This window comes from Streptomyces aureocirculatus (genome assembly GCF_000720475.1).
Classification (GTDB): Bacteria; Actinomycetota; Actinomycetes; order Streptomycetales; family Streptomycetaceae; genus Streptomyces; species Streptomyces aureocirculatus.
On record NZ_JOAP01000047.1, the window covers coordinates 27,919 to 43,620 of the forward strand.

Below are 15,702 nucleotides of genomic sequence, written 5' to 3' on the forward strand. Positions count from 1 at the left end.
TACCGACGCTGGGCAAGGGACGGTACCTGGGGCCGCATCTTCAGACGCCTGCAGGCCCAGGCTGACGCCTCAGGTGACATCGACTGGCGTGTCAGCGTCGACTTCACGGTCTCACCACCAAAGTGCACCTTGCCGCCGACCGCCGATGCCACCCGCTGGCCCTTGTCCTGTCGCACGGCCAACGTCACGACGTGGTCTGCTTCGCCACCGTCATGGCTCACCTCCGCGTGCCGCGCACCGGCCTTCCCCGTACTCGCCCCGTCCCCGTCATCGCGGACCGCGCCTACTCATCACGGTTGATCCGAACTCACCTGCGGCGTCGCGGCATCAAGGCGGTCATCCCGGAAGCGGCTGTCCGCATCACCAATCGCAAGAACAGAGGCCGAGCCAGGGGCGGGCCACCCACCTTCACTCTGGACGACTACAAGATCAGCAACACAGTCGAACGCTGTACCAATCGCATCAAGCAATGGCGCGGCCTGGCCATACGCACGGACAGGCTCGCCATCCACTACCACGCCGCCCTGGTGATATGGGCAAGGAAAGATCTACAGGACACGCCTTAGTCCTCTGGCTCCCCGAACGTCAAAGTAGGTACGTCGTCACAAACAGGACGCCGTAGGTGAGGCGAGATGACTTCTTGCAGGTACATCTCCTGGATGAACTGCACTTCAGCCCATTTGAGGTGGGAGACGCTGCCTGCAGCGTGTGCGTCCTTGCGCCCGACCGCGACATGGATGTGCAAGCTCACGGAATCGTCGTCATCCGGCTTGCGTGCCAGGGTGCCAGCGCCGAGCGCTTCCACGGTTTCTAGGACCGTCTCTTCCCACACGGGCCTATCCGGGTTCTGCAGCGGCCCCTGGGTTCCTACAAGCCCTACCTTCCGGAACCCGCCCAGGAACGTCGGAATGATCGCCTGTCGGATACCTGCTTCACGGCAGAAACGGTCGAGCTCACTCAGGAAGTCGTCCCCATCGTGAAAGATCAGGGCGAAGGTCCGCCCCATCGTCAGTTCTGTGTGTCGCATCAGCCACGCCCTTCTGGTGCTGTTCCAGCCGGAGCAAATGCACGACGGATCCGATCCCGGTCAGCCCCACGCTGCAGGAGAGTCAGGAGAAGCAGTCGTGCTTTGTAGGGGTCAAGGTGGCCCGCACCAATAAGCCCTCCGTTCAGAAGGTCCTTCTCGGAACCGGAAAAGCCGTAGGTGCTTGAGAGTGTCGTACCGCCACCCGTACGTGAGGCAAGGATGACCGGGATGCGTTGAGCCGCCTCGTGCAAGGCGGGCACCCAGCGTTCGGGGACGTGGCCAACACCGAATCCGGCAATGACCATGCCGTCGGCGTGCGAGAGAAGATGGGGCAGATGGCTGCCATCGTCACCCAGCGATGCCGTGTACAGACCAACGTGAACTCGGTTGGTCGCCGTACCGGTGATGGGCGCTGGCGTGTGTGCGGGAGTCGCCAACAGCCGGAACTTCCCCTCTGCAACAACGCCCAGTGGGCCGGTGTCGGGCGCAGTGAAGGCAGCAGTGCTGGTGCTGTGGGCTTTGCGCACCCGTGCGGGGTCGAAGACCTGGTCGTTGAATGCGACGAGGACGCCGAGTCCACGTGCTGCAGAACTGCCAGCCACGGACACGGCGGCGAGCAAGTTGGCCGGACCATCAGCACCTGCGAGGTGAGGAGCGCGCATCGCGCCGGTGACGACAACGGGAGCCCGGCCGCTGTAGATCAGGCTCATCAGGAAGGCAGATTCCTCCAGCGTGTCCGTACCCTGCATCACGACCGCCCCGTCGATGGAGCCCTCTTTCTCCATAGTGCCTAGCTGGACTGCAAGGGCCTCGATAGCGTCGAGCGACAACGACGCCCCCGGGACCGGTGCGACAGAAGCGGGGAGAGTCGCGATGGTCACGTCCGTATCGGACAGTTGCGGAACGGCGGCCACCAGGTCGCTGACTCCGAGGGTAGGGCGGGCGGCTCCGTCAGTGTGAGACCTGGTCATGGCGATAGTTCCGCCAAGACTGACGAGGAGCACCTTGGGATTCGCCGTGCGACTGGTCATTGGTGCTTCCTCAGCTCTCGGTTGGCTCGCATGCGGGGCAGCCTATCGGCGCTGTTCAGACTGCGCAGGGGGCCCGGGAGCAGGCATCACTATCTATCAGAGTATCTGACGAGGCACGGCGGAGAAGAGCCGGAAATCCCCTGTCAGAGACATGCCTCGGTCAGGGGTGATCTGTGGTAGCGGGCGGAAGAGTGGTCGCGCCGCGGTGCGCCTATCAGGCCTGGGTCCAAGGTGACGCGACACAGTCCTCAGCCAAGGGCTGCCCGGCCGCGCGCAGTGCGGCATACAGACTCTCAGCCATCTCAAACTCCAGAGGCGTCAACGGGAGGCGGAGTCTATCGAGGGCTTCGCTAATTTGCTGCTCAGAACCCATGTCGATCAATACGGCGCCATTCGGCGTCTTCTTCAGGAAGTAGCGCAGCGCAAGGGACGAAAGGGCCTGTCGAGACTGCGCTCGCGAGTCACACCACACAGGGCAGCCGGAGGTACGCTTCTGCGACACCCCCTGAGGAGCTGACCCTGAGGGCCCGCCTACCGCTCCGTGGGTGTCGGGAGTGTACCTGGCGCTCCCTGCGGGCACGCCCGCCAAAAACCTTTCGGGGGGCGCGAGTAGAAGACTCACACCCCGCTGAGTCGCGAAGCTAAAAAGGTCCTCGCCATCGATCAGTGCGGCAGGGGCGAAGGGATCGAATCGAATCCATAGGACATCGGGTTGCACATGGTCGAACAGGTACAGAAAACGCTCGATACGGCGAGTCACCGCCTCCGGCGACCTCAGACAGTTGATCTGCGGTCCACGCATTCCGATCGCCTCGATGTGCCCAAGACGTCGCAGTTCGGACATCTGATCGCTGACTGGTTGCAGGTATCGGTCGGCCGGCCCAAAATCAACTGCCGCGAGCGTGTAGAGAGCCAACCGTTCCACTTGCAGATTGTCCAACGTCTGCTGCAGCTGGTGATGAACGCGGCGGCCGGCGTACGGATGCACGGCAGTGCCTCGGAGAGTTCCGACCTTGCTCGCCAGGTGCAGGGGGTGGACGTACTCACGCTGCAGTTTGCCAAGCATCTGTTCTGCTCGCCCATGCCCGTAGGAATCAGCTGTGTCCAAAAGCGTGACGCCCTTTTCAACTGCACGGCGGACACCGTTTAGGAACCGGCGGTCGCCTTCGGGCGATGCCGTGTCGTCGTCTCTCACAGTGCAGTGGACGCCGACTGGTGGGACGAAGGAGTCGCGGCATAGCAAGCGCGCGGCCGGGCCCGCGGCAGCGCTCACTCGCTGACACCTCGCTCCTCCGCACGTCCGACAACAAATACACTATTCGGCCGCGCGCATTCGATAGTGAGGACAGCTCGGGACCACCCGCGCAGAGAGGCTCGCTCAGAAGAATCGCGCACCAGTTGTTCACACATCCCCTGCCTCCCGCTTGTCTCCATACCCGGAGTTGCGTCCACGTGCAACTCCTCGCGCTCGAGGCGCCTCGGGCGTACGCCGAGGACGCGCTCTCCCCACCCTGCATGACCCAAATCAGCTATCGCTAGGCCAAACCTGCCCCACGTGCGCCCAAGCCGAGCTACCTGACGGGCTTTTTGGTGAGGTTTGGAAGCGGTTTGGCATAGCTTTGGGCGCCCTACTCCCGGCATCGTCTTAGAGCGACGGCCACCCATCACGGGAGCTGCCACCGCCGTCACCGGCCTCACCCCAGCCACTCGGCCCGCCCGTCGCGAAGGGAGACACCGTGGGGCGCATTTGGCACACATCCGCCCCACGTTTCCATCTGCCGCTCCATCCCACCGGTCATCTCTGCACACCGCGCGTCACAGGCTGGGCTGTAGTGACCCGTGATGCCCATCCGGTCCGTCGAGACCGTGCGCAAGCATGCGAGCGCTGATGCTCGACGTTCCTCGCATGTGGCACTCCGGCCCACCCCATGCGATGTACGCGGCAGAGCGCCACGGCCGACCACCGCGGGGCGAGCGGCAGCCGGCTCTGCCCCCCAAGTCCCCGTAACGCTGCCCCTCATCGAACGGATGATCATGAGCAAGCTTGTGCCGTCGCCCACCAGCACCGGGCCCATGTCACAGCACGCGGCGGACCACTGGCCCGTCTGCGTCGGGAAGCTCCCCCTCATCACGGAGGGCCCTGAGCGTGCCCGGTGCTCCACCGAACTGGTGCCCGCAAACGCGAGTGCCCGGGCCCGGGAGTGGACGCGCACGCATGTGCTGAAGCTGGGGCTGGGGCCGCTCGCGGAGGCAGCTGCACAGATCGCGGGCCTACTCGTCAGCAACGCGATCATCCACGCCTGCGATCCGGCCCGGCCGGACTTCCCGATACGCCTGGACGTGGTCGCCACCGACGCGGACGAGCTGCTGGTCATGGTGGAAGACCCACGCCCCGATTTCCCCGACTTCGCCCAGACACTCGGGCACGCACTCACGGCCGCGAAGCTCGATCTAGGCCCGGTTTCCGGCCTGGCGTGCGTGTTACGGCTGGGTGGCGTCCTCACCTACCAGGAGGGCCAGATCCCAGGATCGAAGGCGGTCGTGGCGCGCCTGCACCTGGACAGGACTCGCGAGGAGGCCTTGCAGGAGCAGTTCTGCCAGACCAGCCACGACCCGCTGTTCCGCACGGAGATGGACGCTCACCCGCAGGGAGCCCTGCCGCCCGGCGGTCGCCAGGAATGACCACCCTTTCTTCGTCGATGCCTCCGCTACTGCCCTGCGCTGCGGACTGGGACAACCACCACCGGCGCTATCAGGGTGCAAGGGTGTGCCAGCAGGAGCTGAGGGATTTCGAGTGGCTGGTGCGGCCGCGGACCGGGATGGCAGTGGTCGACATCGGGTGTGGCACCGGGGGCTGGACGCGCCAGCTCGCGCGGCGCTGGCAGTCGGACGTCACTGGCTACGACTTCAGCGCCGAAGCTCTGCGCCAGGCCCGCCACTTCATCGTGCCCGGGGTGCGCTACCGGCAGTGGGACCTCAACACCGCCGCCCCTGAGGCAGGTGGTGCCCCTGGCCGGGCCAGCGCGGATGTGGTGACCTGCCGTTTCGCGCTGGAGTTCCTGGATGTCGCGTGTGTGTTGCGGCAGGCCGCGCGGTGGCTGCGCCCGGACGGGGTCCTCTACGCCCTGGCCGCGGTGGCTGAGGACCGGCACACCGAGCCCAGCAGCCCCTTTCAGCGCACGCTCCCCCAGGACCGGCTCGACGCCCTCCAGGCGGCACCGGCATGGCGTCAGCACTGGTCGGTGCCTGGCACGAAGAGGCACGCGATCGCTCTGCGCGACCCCGTCGGCCCGCCGGACTGACAACGCCCTCCTGCCCGCATTGCCGCTCTCCCCCAGGTGCACGCCTGCCTTGCTTGCGCCTGACGAGCCCTCACCCAGAATCGATCACAGAAGCTGGTCTGTTTGATGACGACGTGCGAGATCCGCCAGGAGATCTACCCGCAACTCACTGCCCACGTGGCAGCGATCGCCGAACAGGTAATCCCCGCCCTGGAGAGCGTGACCCGCCTGTCATTCGACGCTGCCTCGTCTATCCGGTGCATCGACCGGGAGACATTCGTCCACGACGTGGTTGCGGCTCAGCGCCGCTCCCTCGAAAGGGACGTGTATGACGTTCCGCGCGACCGCATGGACCAGGTTGCGCTGGATGCCTGCCTGTACATGCGTGAACGGAACCTGCGCGAGGGCTGGATGCTCGCAAGCGTCACCACGCTCGAGGCCGCCGACGGCACCATCGAGGTCCTGCTGGCCCAGGACGTGCTGCACCACGCCGGCGTCCGCGAGAAACAACTGACCGCCCACCTCACCCAGGCGCTGTGCCGCGCTCTGCAGTACCAGGCTGGCCCGTTGATGGCCGTGCACAACAGCGCCTACCCGCAGGAGCGTGGACTGCTCGAGGAAGCCTTCCCCGCGTTTGTCGTCACCGGGTACGCGACGTGGGCCACCGATGAGGTGACCCGCCAGTTGTTCGGCCGACCGGTGCCGGTCTTTGAGGAAACCGGCTTCGAGACTGCCGTCTTCCACCAGGCGCTCGGATTGTTCAGGACACAGGAGTCGTCGGGGGACCCAGTCCCCGGGCCCGGCCTGGTCTGGCTACCGGCGCTTCACGGCCGGTGGTTTGTGCCTCCGTGGCTTCCCCAGCAGGGCGGGCAGTGGGCTGCGGGCATCGTCCAGGACGCTGGTGTCGAGCTGCTCAACCAGGTCTGGGCCCAGCCGGTGCTAACGCCGACTCTTGAGGAAACCACCGATCGCGCATCGTGGATCCACCGCGTTCGCGCCCACGCGAAGGAGCTGGCCACATGATCCGTCACCAGTTCATACGCCTGCGTTCGTGGCTCATCCTGTTCCTGCTGTGCACGCTGCAGCACTGGGTGACGCTGCTCCATGCCTCGCACAGTCCGCCCGAGGACTGCGGCGCCTACGGCCCGCGCTTCGCCGGGTTTTCCACCTCCTCTCCTGCAGAGGGCGGCCGTGAGCGCGGGAGGGCTGCGCAGTGTCTGCCGCCGGCCGGCGGGCGGGACGCCGCGGTGTCTGTGGCCTTGCCTGGAACCTGACGCCTTCGGGCCTGTATGTCCTTGGCTCTGCCGTACCGGCCTCTCGCCGCATATCGCGCTGTGGATGATCCGCTCCTGCCTCCTGTCGTCGCTGCTGCCCGTGTCGATTCGCCGCCCCCCGGTACTACCGTCCGCCCGGAGAACTCATGGCTTCGCTCCTTCTTCCCGCAGGCACCCGTCTCGACTTCGCAAACCGGCCACCAGCCCCCGCGGGTGACCCGGTTGATGTTCTGCGGATGCCTCTGGGCCTGGGCATCCCCGTCTGGAATGCGATGCAGGAGCGCGGCTTTGTCCTGCCGGTCCTGTGCTGCGGTGTGCACCAGGTCATGCTCACGGCTGTCGCTCCTGGAACGGCGTCGTGGTGGCGCGCTCCGCATTCGTCCTGCCGTCCGGGCGCGCGCTGGGGATGCACGGAGTCGCTGTACGAGAGCCGGCACTGTGCCGACGGTGTCCTGGTCGAACCATGGGATGCACGCAGCGCTGGCGGTCCCGCACACGGCCGGGCTGTGGATACAGCCTGGGCCAGGGAACTGTATGACCTGCTCAGCAGGACGCGTTCCCATCTGCGGCACCGCCCGGGCCCCTATGTACAGCAGCCGGCTCCGGCCGCGGACTTCCCCCGTCTCGTCTCCGACTCTCCATTTTGATCTTGAGGAACGTCATGCCCGAGCAGTCCATCCGGCACCGCCGCGGCGCCGCCACGCGCGAGCGACGGCGCCTGCGCATGTTGCTGAGCCTTCCAGCCCTGGCCTCCGGTGCCGCCGCTGTGCTTGCCGGTACGGAGCTGGTGCCAATCTTTGTGTCTATACCCGCTGGCGTCGGCATGGGTGCCGTGGCCGGGATCGTCTGTCGGCGCAGCGGCCGGGCCGGGACTACCGCGACAGAACCAGGCTTGCCAGAACTGCTCAGCAAGGTCCAAGAGGTCGCGCAGGCAATCTGTGCGCTTCCCCGCTCCCGGTCGGCTGAACCCGCACAGATGCCGCTTGCCGCCGCATCGGGGCAGGCCGCAGCCATCAGCGACCTGGACAAGGCTCTGGCGCGTATAAAAGAGGTCCAGTACACCCTGGGCGGTCTGCAGCAACAGCATCAGGCTGCCCTAGCCGCGTGGCAGGCCGGAGCGGACCGGCTGCGTGCCGTGCTGGCCCAGGCGGGCAAGGACACGGACGAGGCGGTTGCGCACCTCTTGAGGGGTGAACAGCCACCGATGCGCGAGCCTGCGCCCGCCACCCCAGGCGGGCACCCTCTGGCGGACGTGGAGTGCGCGCTGCGTTCTTTCACCCACGACATGCTTCAGGCCCTGGTCAAGGTGTCGGATCAGCAGGGACGGGCGGTCATGCTGATCCTGGCCCGGCGGATGCTGCGTCTGCTCACCCGCGCGCTGGACAGGCTGGACGTCCTGGAGCACGCCACCGAGAGCCCCGAGCTGCTCAAGCTCGAGTACGCGATCGATCACACCATCACCATTGCCCGGCGGCTGGGCGATACCTTCGTGCTGCTCAGCGGCAACCGTCCGCGCCGCTCGAAGCAGCCGGCCGAGCCGCTGTGGGATGTCGTCCAGCACGCCATCGCCGAGATCGAGCACTACCGCCGTGTGGAGGTCGTCCCACCGCTGGAGGGCCTCATCCACGGGCACGCGGTGTCCGAACTCGTCCACCTGTTGTCGGAGCTGCTGGACAACGCAACCAAGTACTCCAAGCCGTCCAGGTCCGTCACCGTCAGGGCCACTCACGAGGCAGCGGGCGTGGCGCTGCACATCTGCGATCACGGTCTGCCCATTGCCGAGCAGAAGCTCGCGGAGCTCAACGCGCGTCTGGCCAACCCCGAACGGCATCGTGGGCGTGTCCCGCAGGACATGCTGGGCTTGTTCGTCGTCGGCATCAACGCCCTCAATCTGGGGGTGCGGGTCAAACTGGAGCGCAACATCTACAGCTCCACCGACGCCGTGGTGGTACTTCCCCCCAAGCTGTTCACCAGCGACGCGCTACAGGCTGACGAGCTGCAGCCTGTGCCGGACCCTGCGGCTGCAGCCCGCCCTGGAGACCCGCGCGAGAGGCTGGTTCTTGCAGCGCCCGTCCGTGCGGGCAGCGAGCACGCACTGGCCAGCGATGCACCTCGTGCTGCCATCGCCGCGGGCCACGACGCACCCGGTGAGCGCCCCCGGCCGCAAACGGAGGCCGATTCCGGGCCCGGCCCGCGGGCCCCGCTGCCCGCACGCGACCGTTCCAAGAGCTACATGCCGCCCGCCCTTCAGCACGCCGCCTCCACGCCCCGTGATGACAGACCGGCCGTGTCCGAGCCGGGATTCACTGCCCCGGGGTTCATGTCCGGCCTGCAGCGTGCCCGGCAAGGCGACCCAGGCGACACCCCGACCAGCCCATGACCGGCCCCACCCTGCCCCGGAGGCATCATGCCCTCAACTGAAGAGCTGCCCGCCCTGCTGGACGACTTCACCCGCAACACCAAAGGCGTGCACGGCGTCATCATCTGCTCGCGCGACGGACTGCTCCTGGCCTCTTCCGAGCAATTCGCGGGCGAGGTCGCAGAACACTTCAGCGCCATCACCAGCGGCGTGTACTCACTGGCCCGCGCAGTCCCCGAAAAGTTTCCCGACGCCGGACAGCCGCGCACACTGCTCCTGGAGTACGGCAGCGCCATGCTGTTGATCATGGCGGCGGGGGAAAACGCACTGTTCGTCGTCTATACCGACTCCGGCATCAACACCGAACAGGCCGCCTACGACGCGAACCTGATCATCCAGCAGATCCCAGATCACGTGACCGTGCCGCCTCGTTGGCAACCGCACCCGCAGTCGGCCCTGTGACGTGGACGACGGCGCTGCGCGCAGCGATGAAGGCCTGGGCGCCGTACGGCCTTACGCGCTGGTGCAAGGCCGGGTCGAACCGGACCAGAACTATGGGCTCGACCGGTCTTCCCTTGTCCAAACCGTACGCAACCGTCCCACCGTCGCTCTGGCCCACCACTACAACCAGGTACTGGACCTGTGCGAGGAACCCTGCTCGGTCGCTGAAATCGCCGGACGCCTCCGCCGGCCCGTGAACGTGGCAACCATCTGGGTCAGCGACCTGTTGGCCGAGCGCCTGCTCCTTCCCGCCACCACCGGGCCCCTCCCCGACCCCGACAACCCCATATTCCTCAGACAGGTTCTCGATGCCCTCATACGGTACTGACAGCACTCTGCCCGCGAAGATCATCATCGCGGGCGGATTCGGGGCGGGCAAGACCACCTTTGTGGGCGCCGCCAGCGAGATCCGCCCCCTGCGCACAGAGGAGCAGCTCACCGCTGCCAGCCGCAACATCGACAGCCTGCACGGCCTCGCCGCCAAGAGCACCACGACCGTCGCCATGGACTTCGGACGCCTCACCCTCCCTCTGGCTGCGGGCAACGGGCTGGGCGCACAGCACGTGCAGCTCCTGATGTTCGGCACCCCGGGCCAGCAGCGTTTCGGCTTCATGTGGGACGGGCTGACGCACAGAGCGGTCGGCGCGTGCGTTCTGGTCGACACCCGCCGGCTGCCGGACGCCTTCGCACCGGTCGAGTACTTCGAGCGGCGCACCATGCCCTTCGTCGTAGCCGTCAACCGGTTCGACGGCATGCGCACGCACGACACCGGTGACGTACACGCCGCACTCGACCTCGAGCCGTGGGTTCCGGTGATGGACTGCGATGCCCGTGAGCGCCCCTCGGCGCGCAAGGTACTCATCCAGTTGCTCCGGCACGCCTGTGACCGCGCCGAGGCTTCCTTTTTGACCCGCTGACCTTGAGGAGCACTGTGACGACCTTCGACCCCGTCTCCGGCAGGCACCGCCGGCCCCAGGACCGCGATCTGGCGGCCAGGATGCGGCTGCTGCCGCAGCTCAACCTCGAGGACGAACACCCGGTGGAGGTGTTCGACCAACTGGCGCGCACCTATGCGCTCAAAGCATCCGAGCTGGTCGGGCTCCCCGGCGAACTCAGCGCGATGGTCAACATCGTCAAACCCGGCCGCCAGTACTTCGTCGGCCTCTACGTTGCCGAACCCGAGCGCAGTCTGACGGCCAGCGATGTGATCACCGACAACGTGGTCGCCTCTCAGCGGACCATGCCCACCAGCGAGGGTTGGTGCGTGCACACCTTGGGCCGCCGCAAAGCGCTGGCCCTGAACGATGTCAAGGACTTCCATCGCTGGGCTGCGAACGGCGCCCGCCCCAAACTCGGCGTCCAGACCTACCTCGGAACACCGATCTTCTACAACGGCATCACCTTGGGCACCACCTGCTTCGTGGGCCCCACACCCGTCGAGTGGGGCGAGGACGGCGTGGGCCTGATCAAGGACATGGCCCAGGAAGTACCGATCGAGCTGGAGCGGTGGAAGGGGGCTTGCCTGCTCTGAGACTGGCACGCACACCTCATGCCGAGCACGACCGTACAGGGGAGGGGACGCAAACCGATGTCTGCCACGGAATTGGTTTTGACCGAAGCCCAGCGCGCGCTGCGGGACCAGGCGGCTGAGTTCGCCGAACACGAGATCCGCCCGCGCCTGGAAAGCATGAACGCCAAGGGCACCCACGGCGACACCGAACTCCCAGGCCTGATGGGCGCCCTGGGGTGGCTCGGCGTCTTTGTGAGCCCGGACTATGGCGGCCTGGGCCTGGGGCACCTGGCCAAAACGCTGCTGCTGGCTGATGTCTCGTACGCCAGCGGAGCCGTCGGTTCCACCTTGCAGGCCTCGCTGATCCCCGCCTTCGCCATCCACCACCTGGGCACCGACGAGCAGAAACGGGACTGGCTGCCGCAGATCAGTGCCGGGATGTGGGCGACGATCGCGGTCACCGAACCGGACGACGGATGCGACGTCCTGGGCATGCAGAGCAGCGCACAGCGAAATTCCGACGGCTCCTACACCCTGACCGGGCACAAAACGTTCATCGGCAACTCCCACATCGCCGACGTCCACCTGGTGATCGCCCGCACCGCGCCGGGCCGCGACACGAGCAGCCTGTCGGCCTTTCTCGTCGAGAAGGACCGGCCCGGGCTGAGCGTGAGCCAGCCTCCCTTCGACTCCCTGCACGGGTTCAGCCTGGGCGACGTGCATCTGGAACGCGTGCGCGTTCCCTCCCACCACCTCCTGGGCGCGGAAGGCGACGGCCTCGCCGCCGCCTACGGCGCTTCCGTCGTGTGCGGGCGCCTGAACATCGCCGCCGTCGCGCTCGGCCTGCACCGGCACGTCCGTGACGCCGCCCAAGCCTTCCTCGCCAACCGCATACGCCGCGGACGGCCACTTACGGATATGGCTGTCCTCAGACAACGCCTGACCCACATCAACACCAAGCTCATGACCACCGAGGCGCTCACCTACCGCCCTTCCCAGCTCCTGGACCACGCACGCCCCTGCGACGCCGAACTCATGAACGCCAAGCTGACCAGCTACAACAACGCGACCGAAAGCGCCGAGGAGGCCACCCGCCTCTTCGGCGGCTACGGCTCACGCGCCGACTACCCGCTGCCCCGCCTGGCCCGCGACATCCGCCACCTGGCCGCGCCCGCCGGGCCCGACGACCTCCAGATGCTCCGGCTCGCCCAGTTGGGCTCCGCAACGCCTCCGCCCCAGTGGTCCGCACGTTTCGCGACCCCCTACCCCACCAGTGCCCACATCGTCTAACCCCTCCTGCGCATGCCAGCCGGGGCGGGCACATCACGCCCCGGCTCTGCCTCACAACTGCAGCAGCCTGCTCTCACCAACCCATCGCGCTCACCACCAGGATCCACACCATGCCTGCCATCACCCCCGCCACGCCGCCCCCGCCGGTCAGCCTCACCGACGACGAGCGCAAGGTCGCCCAGGCCCTGGTCTGCGGCACCTCCGCAAACACCACCGCAGCCCGCCTGGGCATGGACATCACCGCATACAGGGGCCACGAGCGGGCCCTGGCCGTGAGGTTCGGCGTGGAAGGGCGGTTGCCGTTGGTCCATGCCCTCTGCTGCCACCGCCCGCAGCCCCCAGCCGGTGACGCGCGGCTGCCTTCGCTCGACGCCAGCGAACTCCTGCTGCTGCGCGCACTGGTGAGCTACCCCGCCCAGGAAGACATCGCCGCGGCCGCACTGATCACGCTCACGGAGGTCCGCCCCCGGCGCTCACGACTGGTCCGCGTCACCGGCGCCGACAACACGGCGGACTTGGTGCGGCGTGCCCACGCCTGGGGCATGCTGGGCCCCCACCCCTCCTATGCCCCCGCCAGATCACCGGCAGGGCTGCACACCGCTCCGGCCTGCCCCGACCTCCTCGTGTGGGCCGAGAGTGAGATGCGCGGCGTGATCAACCGGTGCTGGCCCCACCGCCGCGTCAGGGTCGGTGCCGTGATCCCCTCGCTCACCAGCATCGTGCGCACTGTCCACGTCGACGGCCAGGTGCTCGTGGCCAAGTACCAGCCCTTGGGAGCCCCGCTGCACTCCCTGACCCGCGGCACCTACGGCTCCGCGGCCAACATCCGCCGCCAGCAGGTCGCCTACCGGCTGTCCGACAACAGCAATGAGCGCGTCCAACACCGGCACCTGACCTCTCTGCGGACAGCCGGGCTGAGCGTGGCAGCCCCCACCCAGGCAGTCGGCGGCTTCCTTTTCACCGAACACGTCCCAGGCCCCACCCTCAGCCACGTCCTGAAGGACGACCCGGCGCACGCCGCCACGGTCCTGACCCGAGTCCTCCGCTCCACCGGCCCCACCCTGCACGACACGCTGCTCGACCGGAACACGCTCTGCGCCAGCCCGATCATCAAAGGCCTCCGCGGCCTCCAACCAGACACCGCTTCAGCACACCACCTCGCCCATAGCGCCGCCACGCAACCAGCTCCTCACCTCATCACCCAGATCACCCACGCCGCCCGTACGCTCCTCCCCCGCATCGAAAAGCTGCCCCGCTCCCCGCGGCCCCTCTACGGCAACCTGCACACCGACCACATCATCTGCCACGACGCAGACCGCGAAACGCTGCTGAGCCCCCTCCTCCACTTCGGGCCCCGCGGCGCCGACCTCGCCCAGCTCATCTCCCGCTGCACACTGGACCTCCTCGCCTGTCCCACAGCCACCGCCAAGCTGATCACCGACGCTCTTCGCAAAGCCGTCACCGACCACAGCCGTGCCATCCCCCGGCCCGCCCGGGCCTCCTGGCTCCTGGACGTTCTCTGCCTCTGGCACGCCGACACTCTCAACGCCGTCGCGGCCGCCCTCCTGGCCCCTCCCGGAATGCGTCTGCCCCACCAAGCGCACAGCATCCTGCAACACCTTTCGCGCGTGAGCGCACTCCTGACAGCCCTGCGCCGCGCCACCTCCACCCGCGATCCGCAACCGGCCTGGCTGTACATGCTGAACCACCTCGCGCGCGGGCACCCCGCATGAGCAGCGCTGCACTCGCCGCTCGTCCCACCGTTGTTGGATGCCCCTCTGCGGGCCCGTGGACAGCGCGTGCCGCAGGGTTCATGCGGCGAGGGCGTCGCGCAGCTCGTCCACGACGGCTTCGTGGTGGTGACGGTCGGGGATGGAGTGGTAGAGGTTCATGGCGCGCTGGTGCACGAGCCCGGAGCGGTAGGCGTCCGAGAGGCTGTCCAGGACCGCGATGGTGCGTCGGCACGCCTGCTCGGTATCGCCGTCGTGGTGGAAACAGGCCGCACCGTCGATGGTCAGCAAAGAGCGGGTCATCGTGCTGGTCGGTGCGGACAGTTCCAGGGCACGCTCCTGGCTCTGGCGGGCTCGGCGGGTGTCGCCGAGGACGGTGAAGGCGTGGGACAGGTGCACGTGGTGTTTCTGCTCGCCGTGGGTCAGCCACGTGTCGGCGCGTGCACCGGCGTCCAGGCGCTCCATGAGTACCTCTGCGGCCCTGACCGCTTGGCGGGCTTGTTCGTGCTGGTGAGAGAGGGCGTATGCGCGGGCGGCGACGGCGGCGGAGAGGGTGGCGGCGGCGGTCGGTCGGTTGCCGGCGGCAAAGCGGGCTTGTTCCGCGAGACGCGCGGCGGCTTGCGGGGCACCGTAGTTGAGGGGGACCATCGCCTCACGTGCCAGAACCCACGCGTGCAGTTGGCGATCCCCGGACTCCTGAGCAGCAGTGCCCGCGGTGGCAAACCATTTGCGGGCCTCTTTGCGGGCGCCGAGGTCGTGCAACACGATCGCGATCATCCCCGCCATCTGTGCCGCGGTGCGGCAGACCCGGACGCGCGTGGCGACAGGTTGAGGGGTGTCGAGGTAGGGCCGCAGCTCGGTGAAGTCGCCTGCGAGGTCGGCCACGACGCGGGTCGGCATCTGACCGTGGTAGCCGTAGCCGTACGTTTCAGCGGCCGTTTCCAGATCAGCCAGGCCGGCCAGGTCGGTGTCGGAGGCAAGAGCGAGGTTCAGCGACTGGCGGGTGTCGGTCAGGGCGGTCAAAGCGGCCCCGGTGAGGCCGGCGGCGAACGCGCCGCGGAATAATTGGCGACGGTTCATGGGATCGTCTCCATCGTCGAACTCCCGGTGCGGTGTCGGAGGGTTGTCCTCCCAGAGTCGCGCAGCCAGCCCCAAAAGGGCACCTGGGATGCGGAGTCCGTCCGCGACGCGCTCCACGGTGTCAAGGGCCGTCACGGTCGCCTCCCCCCGGGCGACCTTGGAGGCCCGCTCGGCCTTCATCCCGCATGCCTCACCGATCCGGTTGAAAGAGATCCCAGTTCGGTGCGCCATAGCGAACACAAGCGTGAAGTCCCGATGCTGGACCGCGCGACGGAAAGAGGGATCATCCAACAACCGGCGCGGGATCTGGGCTGGCGACTGCCGCAATTCATCCACAACTCCCCCCTCGAACTCTGCAGCATGCCGCAGTGCCCGAGGGGACGCTACCCCCACGGTGGGGCCCCCACGGTGGGGTTACTGGCATCGGCCGATCGGACTTCACTGGCGGATGCCCGCGGCCGGATCGACCGGCCGCCTTTCGCAGGAGGACCACATGGTGTCCAAGTCCCAGGCCGCCGTCAGCACTTTGAAGCCCACCCAGGAGACCGAGGAGCTCACCGACACGGTGGTAGTCGCCGTCGACGTCGAGGACGAGGAGTAGTCCCACCCCGCGCATCCC

16 protein-coding genes are annotated in these 15,702 nt (G+C 67.4%); 12 read left to right on the forward strand and 4 right to left on the reverse strand.

Features of this window, described 5'->3' with window-relative positions; translation table 11 throughout:
• The first annotated feature begins 83 nt into the window (after positions 1-83).
• Entirely contained in the window at positions 84-566 is a 483-nt protein-coding gene (locus IG78_RS51795; RefSeq protein ID WP_404827791.1) for a transposase, read from the forward strand.
• Here IG78_RS51795 and IG78_RS0132825 read toward each other — a convergent pair.
• From IG78_RS0132825 to IG78_RS52800, 3 genes are all read right to left on the reverse strand, one after another.
• Positions 563-1,027, reverse strand: coding sequence for a PPC domain-containing DNA-binding protein (locus tag IG78_RS0132825; RefSeq protein ID WP_030570335.1), 465 nt, complete (start codon positions 1,025-1,027; stop codon positions 563-565). The two genes, IG78_RS51795 and IG78_RS0132825, sit on opposite strands and share 4 nt — an antisense overlap.
• Complete coding sequence (locus IG78_RS46615) at positions 1,027-2,058, reverse strand: asparaginase (RefSeq protein ID WP_078965752.1); 1,032 nt, start codon at positions 2,056-2,058, stop codon at positions 1,027-1,029. Before IG78_RS46615 ends, IG78_RS0132825 begins: the two co-directional genes overlap by 1 nt.
• Positions 2,059-2,272: 214 nt before the next feature.
• On the reverse strand, positions 2,273-3,331 hold the full coding sequence (locus IG78_RS52800) for an aldo/keto reductase (RefSeq protein WP_430739061.1): 1,059 nt from the start codon (positions 3,329-3,331) through the stop codon (positions 2,273-2,275).
• A 761-nt stretch (positions 3,332-4,092) separates the two neighbouring features.
• On the opposite strand from IG78_RS52800, the gene IG78_RS0132840 reads away from it, so the two are divergent.
• From IG78_RS0132840 to IG78_RS44460, 11 genes are all read left to right on the forward strand, one after another.
• A complete protein-coding gene (locus IG78_RS0132840) occupies positions 4,093-4,740 on the forward strand; it encodes a hypothetical protein (RefSeq protein ID WP_157855957.1) in 648 nt (215 codons plus the stop codon).
• Between the two features lie 17 nt (positions 4,741-4,757).
• Positions 4,758-5,360, forward strand: coding sequence for a class I SAM-dependent methyltransferase (locus IG78_RS44450; protein ID WP_157855958.1), 603 nt, complete (start codon positions 4,758-4,760; stop codon positions 5,358-5,360).
• Positions 5,361-5,465: 105 nt separating this feature from the next.
• Positions 5,466-6,362 carry a hypothetical protein gene (locus IG78_RS0132850; protein WP_030570357.1) on the forward strand — a complete coding sequence of 299 codons (897 nt, stop codon included), beginning with the start codon at positions 5,466-5,468 and terminating at the stop codon, positions 6,360-6,362.
• Positions 6,359-6,613 carry a hypothetical protein gene (locus IG78_RS0132855; RefSeq protein WP_030570361.1) on the forward strand — a complete coding sequence of 85 codons (255 nt, stop codon included), beginning with the start codon at positions 6,359-6,361 and terminating at the stop codon, positions 6,611-6,613. Before IG78_RS0132850 ends, IG78_RS0132855 begins: the two co-directional genes overlap by 4 nt.
• Before the next feature lie 661 nt (positions 6,614-7,274).
• The gene (locus tag IG78_RS44455; protein WP_157855959.1) at positions 7,275-8,993 is read left to right on the forward strand and encodes an ATP-binding protein; all 1,719 of its coding nucleotides are present in this window, start codon (positions 7,275-7,277) and stop codon (positions 8,991-8,993) included.
• 27 nt (positions 8,994-9,020) lie between these two features.
• Positions 9,021-9,434: a roadblock/LC7 domain-containing protein gene (locus IG78_RS0132865; RefSeq protein ID WP_030570367.1), complete on the forward strand. Its 414-nt coding sequence runs from the start codon at positions 9,021-9,023 to the stop codon at positions 9,432-9,434.
• Position 9,435: 1 nt separating this feature from the next.
• Positions 9,436-9,801: a DUF742 domain-containing protein gene (locus tag IG78_RS0132870; RefSeq protein WP_030570370.1), complete on the forward strand. Its 366-nt coding sequence runs from the start codon at positions 9,436-9,438 to the stop codon at positions 9,799-9,801.
• Positions 9,782-10,390: a GTP-binding protein gene (locus IG78_RS0132875; RefSeq protein WP_030570373.1), complete on the forward strand. Its 609-nt coding sequence runs from the start codon at positions 9,782-9,784 to the stop codon at positions 10,388-10,390. The genes IG78_RS0132870 and IG78_RS0132875 overlap by 20 nt, the downstream gene beginning before the upstream one ends.
• Before the next feature lie 14 nt (positions 10,391-10,404).
• Positions 10,405-11,004, forward strand: a complete 600-nt coding sequence (locus IG78_RS0132880) for a GAF domain-containing protein (protein WP_030570378.1) — start codon at positions 10,405-10,407, stop codon at positions 11,002-11,004.
• A gap of 78 nt (positions 11,005-11,082) precedes the next feature.
• Positions 11,083-12,273 (forward strand): acyl-CoA dehydrogenase family protein, encoded by a 1,191-nt coding sequence (locus IG78_RS0132885; protein WP_051853135.1) that lies wholly within the window; start codon positions 11,083-11,085, stop codon positions 12,271-12,273.
• Positions 12,274-12,383: 110 nt separating this feature from the next.
• Positions 12,384-14,006 (forward strand): hypothetical protein, encoded by a 1,623-nt coding sequence (locus IG78_RS44460; RefSeq protein WP_051853136.1) that lies wholly within the window; start codon positions 12,384-12,386, stop codon positions 14,004-14,006.
• Between the two features lie 78 nt (positions 14,007-14,084).
• Here the strand turns inward: IG78_RS44460 and IG78_RS0132895 are convergent, their stop codons facing one another.
• The gene (locus IG78_RS0132895; RefSeq protein ID WP_030570387.1) at positions 14,085-15,419 is read right to left on the reverse strand and encodes an NsdA family TPR-like regulatory protein; all 1,335 of its coding nucleotides are present in this window, start codon (positions 15,417-15,419) and stop codon (positions 14,085-14,087) included.
• Between the last annotated feature and the right edge of the window lie 283 nt (positions 15,420-15,702).